The sequence below is a fragment of the Streptomyces sp. NPDC006332 genome, from assembly GCF_040612855.1.
Taxonomy (GTDB): Bacteria; Actinomycetota; Actinomycetes; order Streptomycetales; family Streptomycetaceae; genus Streptomyces.
On sequence record NZ_JBEXRA010000078.1, the window covers coordinates 1 to 13,043 of the forward strand.

At 68.2% G+C, this 13,043-nt stretch carries 14 protein-coding genes; 3 read left to right on the top strand and 11 right to left on the bottom strand.

Translation table 11 applies throughout. The annotated features are described in order from the left end of the window. Nucleotides 1-288: 288 nt before the first annotated feature. The 4 genes from pstB to pstS all read right to left on the bottom strand — a co-directional run bounded on the left by pstB (nt 289) and on the right by pstS (nt 4,434). Complete coding sequence (pstB, locus tag ABZ027_RS39650; RefSeq protein WP_356777307.1) at nt 289-1,065, bottom strand: phosphate ABC transporter ATP-binding protein PstB; 777 nt, start codon at nt 1,063-1,065, stop codon at nt 289-291. A gap of 40 nt (nt 1,066-1,105) precedes the next feature. Further along, the gene (gene pstA / locus ABZ027_RS39655; RefSeq protein WP_356777309.1) at nt 1,106-2,164 is read right to left on the bottom strand and encodes a phosphate ABC transporter permease PstA; all 1,059 of its coding nucleotides are present in this window, start codon (nt 2,162-2,164) and stop codon (nt 1,106-1,108) included. Next, the gene (gene pstC / locus ABZ027_RS39660) at nt 2,161-3,165 is read right to left on the bottom strand and encodes a phosphate ABC transporter permease subunit PstC (protein ID WP_356777311.1); all 1,005 of its coding nucleotides are present in this window, start codon (nt 3,163-3,165) and stop codon (nt 2,161-2,163) included. Before pstC ends, pstA begins: the two co-directional genes overlap by 4 nt. A gap of 144 nt (nt 3,166-3,309) precedes the next feature. Next, the gene (pstS, locus tag ABZ027_RS39665; RefSeq protein WP_356777313.1) at nt 3,310-4,434 is read right to left on the bottom strand and encodes a phosphate ABC transporter substrate-binding protein PstS; all 1,125 of its coding nucleotides are present in this window, start codon (nt 4,432-4,434) and stop codon (nt 3,310-3,312) included. Nucleotides 4,435-4,836: 402 nt separating this feature from the next. Here pstS and ABZ027_RS39670 point away from each other — a divergent pair, with 402 nt between their 5' ends. Beyond that, nucleotides 4,837-6,384, top strand: a complete 1,548-nt coding sequence (locus tag ABZ027_RS39670; RefSeq protein WP_356777315.1) for an FAD-binding oxidoreductase — start codon at nt 4,837-4,839, stop codon at nt 6,382-6,384. A 22-nt stretch (nt 6,385-6,406) separates the two neighbouring features. On the opposite strand, the gene ABZ027_RS39675 is transcribed toward ABZ027_RS39670, so the two are convergent. From ABZ027_RS39675 to ABZ027_RS39690, 4 genes are all read right to left on the bottom strand, one after another. Next, complete coding sequence (locus tag ABZ027_RS39675; RefSeq protein WP_356777317.1) at nt 6,407-7,114, bottom strand: phosphatase PAP2 family protein; 708 nt, start codon at nt 7,112-7,114, stop codon at nt 6,407-6,409. Between the two features lie 200 nt (nt 7,115-7,314). Then, complete coding sequence (locus ABZ027_RS39680) at nt 7,315-8,259, bottom strand: bifunctional lytic transglycosylase/C40 family peptidase (protein WP_356777371.1); 945 nt, start codon at nt 8,257-8,259, stop codon at nt 7,315-7,317. Nucleotides 8,260-8,411: 152 nt separating this feature from the next. Continuing rightward, on the bottom strand, nt 8,412-8,645 hold the full coding sequence (locus ABZ027_RS39685; RefSeq protein ID WP_356777319.1) for a hypothetical protein: 234 nt from the start codon (nt 8,643-8,645) through the stop codon (nt 8,412-8,414). A gap of 644 nt (nt 8,646-9,289) precedes the next feature. Further along, nucleotides 9,290-9,595 carry a hypothetical protein gene (locus tag ABZ027_RS39690; protein WP_356777321.1) on the bottom strand — a complete coding sequence of 102 codons (306 nt, stop codon included), beginning with the start codon at nt 9,593-9,595 and terminating at the stop codon, nt 9,290-9,292. 289 nt (nt 9,596-9,884) lie between these two features. On the opposite strand from ABZ027_RS39690, the gene ABZ027_RS39695 reads away from it, so the two are divergent. Both ABZ027_RS39695 and ABZ027_RS39700 read left to right on the top strand, forming a co-directional pair. After that, entirely contained in the window at nt 9,885-10,073 is a 189-nt protein-coding gene (locus ABZ027_RS39695) for a toxin-antitoxin system HicB family antitoxin (protein ID WP_356777323.1), read from the top strand. After that, the gene (locus tag ABZ027_RS39700) at nt 10,067-10,375 is read left to right on the top strand and encodes a hypothetical protein (RefSeq protein ID WP_356777325.1); all 309 of its coding nucleotides are present in this window, start codon (nt 10,067-10,069) and stop codon (nt 10,373-10,375) included. The genes ABZ027_RS39695 and ABZ027_RS39700 overlap by 7 nt, the downstream gene beginning before the upstream one ends. A gap of 760 nt (nt 10,376-11,135) precedes the next feature. Here ABZ027_RS39700 and ABZ027_RS39705 read toward each other — a convergent pair. The 3 genes from ABZ027_RS39705 to ABZ027_RS39715 all read right to left on the bottom strand — a co-directional run bounded on the left by ABZ027_RS39705 (nt 11,136) and on the right by ABZ027_RS39715 (nt 12,988). Further along, nucleotides 11,136-11,465: a hypothetical protein gene (locus ABZ027_RS39705; protein ID WP_356777327.1), complete on the bottom strand. Its 330-nt coding sequence runs from the start codon at nt 11,463-11,465 to the stop codon at nt 11,136-11,138. Next, complete coding sequence (locus ABZ027_RS39710; RefSeq protein ID WP_356777328.1) at nt 11,452-11,961, bottom strand: Imm50 family immunity protein; 510 nt, start codon at nt 11,959-11,961, stop codon at nt 11,452-11,454. The genes ABZ027_RS39705 and ABZ027_RS39710 overlap by 14 nt, the downstream gene beginning before the upstream one ends. Nucleotides 11,962-12,079: 118 nt before the next feature. After that, nucleotides 12,080-12,988 carry a LysR substrate-binding domain-containing protein gene (locus tag ABZ027_RS39715; protein ID WP_356777330.1) on the bottom strand — a complete coding sequence of 303 codons (909 nt, stop codon included), beginning with the start codon at nt 12,986-12,988 and terminating at the stop codon, nt 12,080-12,082. Nucleotides 12,989-13,043 lie beyond the last annotated feature (55 nt).

The window sequence follows — 13,043 nt, forward strand, 5'->3', positions numbered from 1 at the left end:
ACGGCGCGAAGGGGACGGGTCGGGGGTGTCCGCCCGCAGCGGTTGTCGCGTCAACACCGCCAAGTTGGTGAGAAACCGATTCCGCGACGTTCCGAGGACGGACACCCCCGACCCGTCCCCGCCCCCCACCGAACCGCAGGCGCAACGCGCACCCCCACCCACCCCCGCAGGCCGCCGCAGGCACCCCCCAGCAACGACGGGCCCGCCCCCGGAACCCGGAGGCGGGCCCTCATCGTCCTCGCGGTGGCACCGCCATGCAGCACCGCGAGGGGTCAGGAAACCGTCGGCTCAGCCAAACCGCCCGGAGATGTAGTCCTCCGTCGCCTGCACCGACGGATTGGAGAAGATCCTCTCCGTGTCATCGATCTCGATCAGCTTCCCCGGCTGCCCCACCGCCGCGAGGTTGAAGAACGCCGTCCGGTCGGACACACGCGCCGCCTGCTGCATGTTGTGCGTCACGATGACAATCGTGAAGCGCTCCTTCAGCTCACCGATCAGGTCCTCGATGGCCAGCGTCGAGATCGGGTCGAGCGCCGAGCACGGCTCGTCCATGAGCAGCACGTTCGGCTCCACCGCGATCGCCCGCGCGATGCACAGACGCTGCTGCTGACCACCCGACAGCCCGGAGCCCGGCTTGTTCAGACGGTCCTTGACCTCGTTCCAGAGGTTCGCGCCCTTGAGCGACTTCTCGACGGTGTCGCTCAGCTCCGACTTCTTGTAGCTGCCGTTCAGCCGCAGCCCCGCCGCCACGTTGTCGAAGATCGACATCGTGGGGAAGGGGTTCGGACGCTGGAACACCATGCCGACCTCGCGGCGCACGGACACCGGGTCTATGCCCTGCCCGTACAGGTCCTCGTCGTCCAGCAGCACCTTGCCCTCGACCCGGCCGCCCGAGGTGACCTCGTGCATCCGGTTCAGCGTGCGCAGGAACGTCGACTTGCCGCAGCCGGACGGGCCGATGAAGGCCGTCACCGAACGCGGCTCGACCGTCATCGAGATGTCCTCGATCGCCTTGTGGGATCCGTAGTAGGCGGTGAGCCCGCTTACGTCGATTCGCTTGGCCATGTTTGTACTTCGCTTCCAGATCAGTCGCCGTATGGCCGCGTCAGCGACCGGTCTTCGGGGCCTTCCAGCGGGCGATCCCGCGAGCCACCAGATTGAGGATCATCACGAACGCGATCAGGGTCAGGGCCGCCGCCCACGCCCGGTCGTAGGCCGCACCGGAGCCCGCGCTGTTCGCGTACTGCTGATAGATGTACAGCGGAAGTGACTGCTGCGCACCCTCAAAGGGGTTGGTGTTGATGAGCGAGTTGCCCCACACCAGCAGCAGCACCGGCGCGGTCTCGCCCGCGATACGGGCGACCGCCAGCATGATGCCGGTGGTGATGCCGCCGATCGAGGTCGGCAGGACCACCTTCAGGATCGTGCGCCACTTCGGGACACCGAGCGCCAGGGAGGCCTCACGCAGCTCGTTCGGGACGAGCTTGAGCATCTCCTCGGTGGAGCGGACCACGACCGGCATCATCAGGATGGACAGCGCCAGCGAACCGGCGAACCCGAAGGGCTGCATCTCGAACATCAGCATGATGCTGAGGATGAACAGGCCCGCGACGATCGACGGGATGCCCGTCATGACGTCCACGAAGAAGGTGACCCAGCGGGCCAGCTTGCCGCGCCCGTACTCGACCAGGTAGATCGCGGTGAGCACACCGATCGGAGCGGCGATCAGCGTGGCGAGGCCGACCTGCTCCAGGCTGCCGACGATGGCGTGGTAGATGCCGCCGCCCGGATCGGTGTCGGCGATCAGGCCCATCGAGTGGGTCAGGAAGTAGATGTCGAGGACCTTCACGCCGCGCGAGACGGTGACCCACACCAGGGAGACCAGCGGCACCACGGCGAGCAGGAAGGCGACCCACACCAGCGAGGTCGCGATCCGGTCCTTGGCCTGGCGGCGTCCCTCGACGCGGGCGGCGATCCCGAACGTGGCGATCAGGAAGATGATCGCGGCGATCAGCCCCTGCTGGACCTCGCTGTCCAGACCGGCGGCCAGCCCGATGCCGAACGCAACCACCAGAGAGCCGGCCGCGATGGCGTACGGCGCCCACTTGGGGAGCCGGGCACCGCGCAGGGTGCTGGGACGCTTTTCGGCGACTGCGTTGCTCATGCGTTGGCCCCCGAGTACTCCTTGCGACGGGCGATGATCATGCGCGCCGCGCCGTTGACCAGCAGGGTGATGACGAACAGGACCAGACCGGAGGCGATGAGCGCGTCCCGGCCGAGTTCGCTGGCCTCACTGAACTTGCTGGCGATGTTCTGGGCGAAGGTGCCGCCGCCCGGGTCGAGCAGGCTGGCCTGGATGTCGAAGGTCGGCGAGAGCACGGTGGCGACGGCCATCGTCTCGCCGAGCGCACGGCCGAGGCCGAGCATCGAGGCGGAGATCACACCGGAGCGGCCGAAGGGGATGACCGCCATGCGGACCACCTCCCAGCGGGTGGCGCCCAGCGCCAGGGCCGCCTCCTCGTGCATCTGCGGGACCTGCCGGAAGACCTCGCGGCTGACGTTGGTGATGATCGGCAGGATCATGATCGCGAGCAGGATGCCGACGGTCAGCATCGAGCGGGGCGCGCCGCCCTGCCAGGAGAAGATGCCGGTCCAGCCGAGGTATTCGTCCAGCCAGCCGAAGAGGCCGGTCATGTTCGGCACCAGCACCAGGGCGCCCCACAGGCCGTAGACGATGGACGGCACGGCGGCGAGCAGGTCGATCACGTACGCGATGGGACCGCTGAGCCTGCGCGGGGCGTAGTGCGTGAGGAACAGCGCGATCGCGACGGCGACCGGCACCGCGATGACCATGGCGATGATCGAGGAGACGACCGTGCCGAACGCCAGGACGGCGATGCCGAACTTCGGCGGCAGCAGGCTGGTGTTCCACTCGAAGGCGGTGAAGAAGTTGGCCTCGTCCTTGCTGATCGCGATCGAGGCGCGGTACGTCAGGAAGCCCGCGATCGCGGCCATGATCACGAGCAGCAGGATGCCCGACCCGCGGGAGAGACCGAGGAAAATCCGGTCACCGGGTCGAGTGGCGCCACGGGCCGCGCGCTTCTGCTCGGTCGTGGGATGTGGGGCGGGTGGAGGGGCTTCGGTGTTCTTCGTTGATATGTCCATCGGGGTCTCCGGTCTGCGGAGCCGTACGCGCCGTACGGCCCAGTGGAGCCGGTCGCGGTCGGCGGCGGCTCCTGGCGGCGGTGCACCGGACGGTGCGGTCCGGTCCGGGGTTTCTCAAGGCCCCGGACCGGACCGCACACTCAGTCAGCTCAGGCCATCGATCGTGGTGCGGACCTTGGCGATGATGTCGTCGGGGATGGGCGCGTAGTCGTTGTCCGAGAGGACCTTCTGGCCGTCCTCGGAGGCGATGTAGCGCAGGAACGCCTTGGTGGCGGGCAGGGTGTCCGCCTTGTTGCCCTTGTCGCAGGCGATCTCGTAGGTGACCAGGGTGATCGGGTAGGCGCCGTCGGCCTTGGTCGCGTAGTTCAGCTGCAGCGAGAGGTCCTTGCCGGTGCCGACCACCTTGGCGTCGGCGATGGCCTTGGTGGCGTTCTCCACGGTGGCGTCGACCGGGGCGGAGGCGCCCGTGTCGATGCTGACCGGGGTGATGCCGTCCTTGGCGTACGACAGCTCCATGTAGCCGATCGCGCCGGAGGTCTGCTTCACCTGCTGGGCGACGCCGGAGGAGCCGGACGCGGACTGGCCGCCCTTGGCCTGCCAGGCCTTGCCACCGGAGTAGGGCCAGTCACTCTTGGCGGAGGCGATCAGGTACTTGGTGAAGTTGTCGGTGGTGCCGGAGTCCTCGGAGCGGTGGAACGCCTGGATCTTGAGGTCGGGAAGCTTCGCGTCGGGGTTCAGCTTCTTGATCGCCGCGTCGTTCCAGTTCGTGATCTTGCCGTTGAAGATCTTCGCGACGGTCGGCGCGTCCAGGACGAGCTTCTCCACACCCGGGACGTTGAAGCCGATCGCGATCGGGCCGCCGACCATCGGGAGGTCGATGCCCTGGCCGCCGGTGCAGACCTTCTTGGAGGCGGTGACCTCTTCGGGCTTCAGCGCGGAGTCGGAGCCGGCGAAGGCGACCTGGCCCTGGTTGAACGCGGTGATACCGGCGCCGGAGCCGCTGCCCTTGTAGTTGATCTGCACGCCACAGGCCAGGGTGAACTGCTTGACCCAGGCGTCGATCGCGTTCTTCTGCGCGGACGAGCCGTCGGCGAGCAGCTGGCCCTTGGCGTCGTCACACTTGATGTTGCCGGCCGCGGCGGTCGAGGAGGCGCTGCTGTCCCCGCCGGAGCTGGTGTCGTCGGAGCCGCACGCCGTGAGGGCCAGGGCGCCGGAGACGGCGAGAGCACCGAGGGTGAGGGCCCGCCGGTTCATGCGCTGAAGCTTCACTTGAGGGAGTTCCTTCCAGGAGCCGCCGTCCTGAATCCGGCGGCGTGCGCGAAGTCTGGGTGATGCGGACACGTACTCGGAGTACCTGGCCGCACCGCGTAAGGCCGAAATTAGACAGATCAGGTGAAGGCGCCGACGGCTGGAAGTGAACGGGGGGTGAACCCCTGAGGACGGTGCGGTTAGGTCACGGAACGCTTACGGGAGGAACACACCGAGGTCCCGGCACGGGCACCTCGACGCGGCAACCGCGCGGACGACCTGCGCACTCGTACCGCGAGGCACCAATTCTCACGGTACCGACAGGTAGGCAACCCGGCGCGATGTGGAACCGTGTCGCTGGTCGGGGGAACCCGTGAGCACACGAGGCCGTCTCGTTCCACGAAGTCGACGGAAGGCACGGACATGCAACGGCGCACGTTCATGGGAGGCACCGCCACCGCGTTCGCGGCACTGGTGACGGGCTGCAGGACCGGCGGCGGCTCCGCCGCGAGCACGTCGACGTCGTCCACCCGCACCTCGTTGCGGACGACCAGCGCGACCGCCGCCGCCAACTGGTCCGCCCTCGCCCGCGACCTCGACGGCCCCCTGGTCCGCCCCGGCGACGCCGCCTGGCCGGCCGCCCGCCAGCTCTACAACACCCGCTTCGACGCGCTGAAGCCCGCCGCGGTCGCCTACGTCGCCGGCGACGACGACATCCGTACGGCACTGACCTACGCCCGCGCCCACAGCCTGCACGTGGCGATCCGCAACGGCGGCCACTCCTACGCGGGCTGGTCCTCGGGCAACGGCCGCCTGATCATCGACGTCTCCAAGCTGAACCGGGTCCGGGCGAGCGGCGACTCCGCGGTCGTCGGCGCGGGCGCCAAGCTGATCGACGTCTACCGCGCCCTCGCCGCGAAGGGCGTCACCATCCCCGCGGGCTCCTGCCCCACCGTCGGCGTCTCCGGCCTCACCCTCGGCGGCGGCCACGGAGTGGTCTCCCGGGCGTACGGCCTGACCTGCGACAGCCTCACCCAGGCCACCCTGGTCACGGCCGACGGCAAGCGGCTCACCGCGAACGCCACCGACCACCCGGACCTCTTCTGGGCCCTGCGCGGCGCGGGCAACGGCAACTTCGGCGTCGTCACCGAACTGCGGTTCACGACCCACCCGGCGCCGCGGGCGGTGACGGCGTACCTGTCCTGGCCGTGGTCGAAGGCGGCCGCCGTGATGAAGGCGTGGCAGGAGTGGGGCCCGTCCCAGCCGGACGAGACCTGGTCGGCCCTGGACCTGGCGGGCGCGCCCGGCGGCCACGCCACCGTGTCCGTCGCCGCCTTCTCCCTCGGCACCTACGGCGAACTCCAGAACGCGGTGGACCGCCTCGCGGACAGGGTCGGCGCCCCGGCGAGCAGCGTCTCGCTCCGCCGCCGCGGCTACCTGGAGGCGATGGAGATCTACGCGCACTGCTCGTCCTTCTCGAACGACGCGCAGTGCCATCTGCCGGGCTCCACGCCGGGCCGTTCACCGCAGGGCGCGCTCGGCCGTGAGACCTACGCGGCCCGCTCGGACTTCTTCGACCGCTCGCTCTCCCCGGCCGGCATCCAGACGGTGCTCAGGCAGATGAACTCGGTGCGCGGCGGCTCCGGCAGCATCGCGTTCACGGCGCTCGGCGGGGCGGTCAACCGGGTCTCGCCGGCGGCGACGGCGTTCGTCCACCGCCGCTCGCGGATGCTGGCCCAGTACATCGCCTCCTGGCGGGCCGGCACCAGCGGCACGGCCGCCCAGTCCTGGCTGACCTCGGCCCACACGGCGATGAAGCCGTACGCGTCGGGCGCCGCCTACCAGAACTACACGGACCCGACCCTGAAGGACTGGCGCACGGCGTACTACGGCGCCGCGGCGACCCGCCTGACCGCGATCAAGAAGCAGTACGACCCGAACCGCTTCTTCACGTATCCCCAGGCGCTGTGAGCCCCGGCGGCCCTTCTCCGGCTTACGCCGCCAAGTCCCGCTCCTCGGTGCCCGTCGGCTCCTTGTGCGCCCCCGGGACCACCGCGTCCCGCCCGTCGTCCGAGCGCCCCCGGGCCCGGACCAGCCAACCGGCCCGCGGTGACCGCTCGATCGCCTTGATGACCGGCGTCAGCAGGGCCGTGGCCACCGGGGACAGCAGCAGCGCGACGGCGGTACCGAGCGCGAACCCGCCCACGACGTCGGTCGGGTAGTGCACGCCCATGTAGATCCGGCAGAACCCTTCGAGCAACGCGAGCCCGAGGCCGAGGAGTCCGAACTTGCGGTTGGCGACGAACAGGGCGACGGCCATGGCCATGGTGATGGTCGCGTGGTCGCTGACGAACGAGTAGTCGGTCTTGCCGGAGACCAGGACGTCGAGCCCCTCGTGGGTACGGAAGGGCCGGGGCCGCTCGACGAAGCCCCGTATCGGCACGTTCACCAGGACCGCGACACCGGCTGCCAGCGGCGCCCAGACGAGCGAGGCCACGGACGACGCCGCGTCCTCGGCACCCCGCCGGCGCACCGACCACCAGCACCACAGCACGAGCAGCACCATGGCGAGCAGCAGGCCGTACTCGCCGACGTACTCCATGCCCTTGTCGAACCAGGCGGGGGCGTCCTTGGCCAGGCCGTTGATGTCGTACAGCAGATCGACGTCAGGGTTCGACCCGGATTCTGCGAGTCCAGCCATGGTGCGCGGCCCCTTCGTCGTCTCTCTCGGCGCACTCGTGTGTACGCCGTTTCTGCCCACCCCCGTTGGTTTGCAGATTCGCTATGTCACCAGGAACGCACGACTCCCGTAAATACGTTCCACACTCCACCGAATGATCACTCAGACGTTATCGAAGAGAGACTCATCGCCGCAGCTCAGGGGGTGGGTTCACGCTCGGTTCAGACCGTCGTGGGGAGCGCTTTCGCGCCATCTTCGGTGACCCTCGTGGCCCCGAAGTAATCGGGGGTGTCGATGCGGTCGAACCGGATCACAGCGCCCGTTCTCGGGGCGTCGATCATGTATCCGCCACCCACATAAATCCCCACATGGCGGATGGCCCGGGAGTTGCCGAGGTCGTCCGAGAAGAACACCAGGTCGCCGGGGAGCAGCTCGTCCCGCGACGGGTGCGGACCGGCGTTGTACTGATCGTTGGCGACCCGCGGAAGCGTGATCCCGACACTCTCGTACGCGGCCTTGGTCAGCCCGGAACAGTCGAACTGCCCGTTGTCCTCGGCGGTCCCGTCGCCACCCCACAGGTAGGGCGTGCCGAGCTTCTTCTGGGCGTAGGAGATGGCACCGGCCGCCTGCTCGGACGGATCGACCCGGCTCACCGGAGCCGCGAAGCTCTCCTCCAGGGTCGTGATCGTCTTCACGTAGTTCCGGGTCTCCGAGTACGGCGGCACGCCTCCGTACTTGATGACCGCGTAGGCCCCGGCGTTGTACGAGGCCAGCATGTTTTCGGTCAGATTCCCGGGAACGTCCTTCACGTACGAGGCGAGTGAGCAGTCGTAGGCCGCCGCGGACGGGATCGCGTCGTTCGGATCCCACACGTCCTTGTCACCGTCCCCGTCACCGTCGACACCGTGCGTCGCCCACGTCCCGGGAATGAACTGCGCTATCCCCTGGGCCGCCGCCGCGCTCTGGGCCTTCGGGTTGAACCCGCTCTCCTGGTAGAGCTGGGCGGCGAGCAGCGCCGGATTGATGGCGGGGCACTTGTTGCCCCACTTCTGCACGAGCTCGCGGTAGGCGGCGGGCACGGCACCCTTGGCCAGCGCCTTGGTGCCGCCGCTCACCTCGTTGGCCAGGTTCCCGGCGACCACGTACACGCCGACGACGAGCAGCATCACGAAGCCGAGCCCCGCCGCGCCGGCGGCACCCGCCACGACCCACGCCTTACGCACCGTCAACCGCCCCTCGGCCCCTGGGAGTACGCCCGCGCCAGTCTAGGAGCTTCCCACCAGGAACCCCGCGCAACCAGGCGCGATCCGGCCGCGACTCACCCGTCCCCCGCCGCCTCCCGGTACAACTGAGCCGCCCCCGCCTCGAGAACCACGCTGTACGACACGTCCGCCGTGGCCCGGCCCTCCTCGTGCCCACCCAGGACGCCCACGACCTCCGCGTACCCGTTGACCCACGGACTGCCGCTGGTGCCCCCACTGAAGTCGGGGCACTCGATGCGCTGCTGCGTACGGCTGTGACGCGTAGGCCGGTTGGTGCAACTGATCGGCACCTCCCGGGAACCGGGATACCCGGTTCCCGGTGACGTCGGTGGCCCCGGTAGCCGCACGAGTGACGAAGCGATTGCCGCCAACCACGTCCTCGACCCTCTTCCCGCCCCGCCCGCCGACGACAGCGAAGGCGACATCACTGTCCTCGCCGGCCTCGTGCCCTTTTGCCCACCCATCGGGCAGAAACCGCTTCTGCACTTTCCAGGTCCCGTACGGCTTCTGCCCGTCCCGGTAGCCGGGCACGAACGAGACGCCGTCCGCGCTCCCGTCGAGGCAGTGCGCTGCGATCACAATGAGATCCCGCCCGGGACTGTGCACGACGGACGCCGTACAAGAAGTGCCCGCCACCGGCGAACAACGCCCCAACCGCACAGGGCGGCCACGGCGGTCACACCGAGAGGCCCCGCCCCGTCATCCGCGGCCGCCTCGGAGGCCGAGGTGACGGCGAGCAGGACGGTGAGGGCGAGGATGTGACGTCGGCTTCGCTTCATCATCGGAACTCAGCGTTCCGTACGAAGGTGAGAGAAGCGCCAGACGCCCCTGCTCGACTCTCTCCTCGTCCATGGGCAGCCGCCTCCAACTCGCGGTCCCCACCCCCACTGACCCCGACAAACGCGCCCTGACCTTCTGCCAGGCGCATCCAGCCCTACGACGAGGTCCGGCTGAACGGCGTACGGGCGTGGACGTACACATCACCCTTGGCGACGTCGTTGACCTCCTCAGCCCGCACGACGGAGAAGCCGACCAGCCGCAGGATCCCGATCAATGCCGTCTGCATGAGTAGAACGACCTCGGCGTAGTGCTTCCACTCCGGCGCCGCCGGGTCCTGCCCTTCTGCCACTGCCCGCATACCGTCCTCTGCCAGTTCTGGGGCACTCCAGCGGACGTAGAGGCCTCCGGCGTACTCACCCTGGCTGTCGACTTCCACCCAGACGCCGGGGTGTTGCGGCACTCCTGGACGCTCGAGATAAGCGGGAAGACCGGCGCGACGGAGTTCTCGGCAGACCCGGCCCGCCAGGTCGTACCCAGCGGCAATGATTTCCTCCGACGCATACGGGTGACCGTGTGCCTCAGCCTTGGCTCGACTCTCGGGGTCTATATACGTCACTAGTGCTCCTGCTGAAGATCGTGATCTTCATCGTTGCAGGGTGGCCTGCCTTCGTAGTGGCCGGCGCGGGACCTGGCGGCCGCTGGAAGCCGAGCATGCGTCCCGCCTGGTATGACTCCAGTATGATGCGGGTATGACCACGAAGATCACGGTGTCGCTCTCCGATGAAACCGCCGGTTACGTGCGTGCCCACGCCCCCGAAGGCAATGTATCCGCGTTCATAGACCGTCTCGTTCGTCGGCAGATCACCCTGGACGCGGCGAAGCTGCTGGCCACCGCCGGTTACCGCCCTGACCTTGACGGAGAGGGCGACGCGTGGTGAACAGGGGTGACATCTGGCAGGTGAAGGGCAGCGAAGGGGACCGTACGGTCTGCGTCGTCAGCCTCGACGGACTCGACGAGACCTTCGGTGCCTGCCTCGCCATCGTCTTGCATCCGCCCGGCGCCTACCCGGACACCATCATGTCCGTACATCTGAACGCCCCCGTGGAGGCCGTCGCCGTCGCACTCAACCTCGCGCAGCTCAAGACGGCGCGGTTCCACGACGGCACGTTCCTCGGAAACATCGGCCCCGCCGCCCTCGCGCGCGTCGACCAGGCTCTGCGCGCGGTACTCGACCTCTGACACCTCGGCGCCCCGCTTACATGATTGACGACATACGCGACCGGGCCAGGGGTCGGCAGAGCTGCTCAGGGTGCGATCTTGTGGGCCACCAGGGCGTAGTCGAAGTACAGCGGGAAACCGGTCCTGGGATCGACTGGGACGTCCTGACTGCTCGCGTTGGCCAGGATCACATTGAAGTCTGCGATGCCGTCGAAACAAGTTGAGGGTGACGTCGGGATGCTTGACGACGTACTTGCCCGGCGGCCTACCGCCCTCCGGGCTGTGCTTCACCGTGGCACCCCGCTCCCTCGCGATGTCCGTGGCCTCGTCGAAGGACATGCCGAGCCGGAAGGGGCCGGCACCCTCGTGGGGCGTGATCTCGATGTCCATCCTTCTGACCCTCACACTTCCTCGCCGCTCAGAAATACCGACAATGGTGTGGCCCCGCTCAGCGAGCTGCTCAAACAGCTCCTCGCTCGGCGTGCGGAAGATGTCGATCCCGTCGAGGAGGACCCGTACGTCTGCCTCCTCGTTGCGAAACCGCCACAATTCCACGCCGTTCAACAGGCCCTTGGTGAACCCGAGCACGAAGTTCATCCTGAACTCGTCATGGGTCTGGACGATCTGCCCCGGGTCCGCGTCGCCTCCCGCGGTCCTGAGAGGCCCCCATTCGCGCGCTGCGTCTCCCGCCTCTTCTACCGACATCCCGAATCGGAACACCGCGACACCGACATGCGGCAGCAGCTCCACGTCCACGATCACTCCTCGAGGTTCCGGTTTCCTACGGCGCCGCATGAAATGAACGCGACCGGGCCACGGACATGCTTGCCGCCCGGAAGCTCAGCGACGATCCCTCGGCCTCGACGGAGACCGTGATCCCCTCGACGGTCTGCGTGAGCTGCACGTCCTTGTGTCCCGGCGCCGCCCAGCCACGTACCACAACGTCCCGCACGTCGGTGAACTCGATAAAGAACTCGAAGCCTTCGTGTCCTTCCTGGGCGGTAAACCCGAGAGTGATGGAGCGCTGGCGCTCGTCGATGTGTACATAGAAAAGATCACGGGAGCTCAGCGCGGAGGAGGTCATCAGCGCGGCGGTGTCAGAGGCGCTCATAGAAGGTCTTCTCGCAGGGGTCGGGAACAGTGGTGTGCCGCATGCCGTCGATCCTGCTGCGGAAGACGTGGGGCCCGCCGTCCGAGCCGTCGGACAGCGGTCGGAAGCCGCTCAGATGCCCGGCGAGCACCTCGTCGCTGCAGGTGAACTTCAGGAACGTACCGCTGTCGGTCGAAGCCGTCACCAGGATCCTGTGTCGGCCGTCGGGAAGAGGATCGACCGCGAGGCAGGCCGTCACCGGCGGCTCCCAGCCGTCCAGCACCAGGTCGGCCACCGCCAGGAACTGGAACTGGCATTGAACCGTGTCGACTCCGGCTTCCGTCCACTCCGCCGGCAGCGGCATGGGTGGAGTAGGCAGATCCATCCGCAAGGAGACGGTTGGACCACACCAGTTGAGGTTGATCGAACGCAGTGGGACGGATCGCAGGGAAGGAAGCTCCGCGCCGTAGAACGGAGCCAGGATTTCCATATTCCGCACGGGAAAGCCAGCGGTCATAGCAGTAGAGCTCCTCGGCCCCGAGAGGCCCGCGAGTTCGCGAATGAAGCCGCCGGGTGGGCTTCTACCGGCGTAGCACGACTGAGCCCGAATGCCCGTCGAGCAGACCTTCAAGGTGCTACCCCCGAGCAGGATCGGGCTTGGGCTTGGGCACGGTGAAAGCGTTCCGGCTGTGCGTGAGCAACTCGCGCACCGCGGGGTTGTGCGAGCTCTTCCAGATCAGGGCGAGCATTGCCGGGTTTTCGACGTCGTCGATGGTGCGGACGGTGAGCCGGTCCCGGTAGCTCTCGGCCATCGACTCGCTGAGGATGGCGATGCCGAGACCGCGGGCGGCGAGGTCGGCAATGGCGTCCGCGGCGCTGGCTTGCAGCGCGATCGCGGGTTCGAGGCTCTGCGCGGCGCAGGCACGGTCGAATACGCTGCGCAGCCCCGTGCCGGGCGGCATGCACACGACCGGATGGGCGGCCAGGTCGCGCAGAGTGACCCGTCGCTGTTTCGCCAAGGGGTGTTCGGACGGAACCGCTGCGACGAGCCGCTCGCTGATGATGGTCAGCGCGTCCAGCCCGTCCGGGGTGGCCGTCGCGGTACCGACAAGGGCCAGGTCGACGGTACCGTCGCGCACCCCCTCGACGAGCCGGTCGGAGTTGTCCTCCAGCAGTGAGATCTCCACGCCGGGATGCGCCCGGTGAAACGCGGCGAGGGCATCGAACAGCGGGGTGACGGTGCAACCTGTGACCATCCCGACCGTGAGCCGGCCCCGGATCAGATCGGTCACCTGACCCACCGCTTGCCCGACCGCACGAGCTGCGGCAAGAGCGGCGCGGGCGGGTTCGAGCGCGGCCTTGCCCGCGACAGTGAGGGTGGCGGTGCGCGTCGACCGGTCAAACAGCTCGGCCCCGAGTTCACGTTCCAGCTGGCGGATCTGGGCGCTGACGCCGGACTGGCTGATGTGCACTCGCTCGGCGGCCCGCGTGAAGTTCTGCTCTTCAGCGACCGCGACGAAGTATTCCAGCTGCCTCAGCTCCATGACTGCAGATTCTAGCTCCTAGCAAATCCATCTGTTGGACTTCTGATCTGGGGGA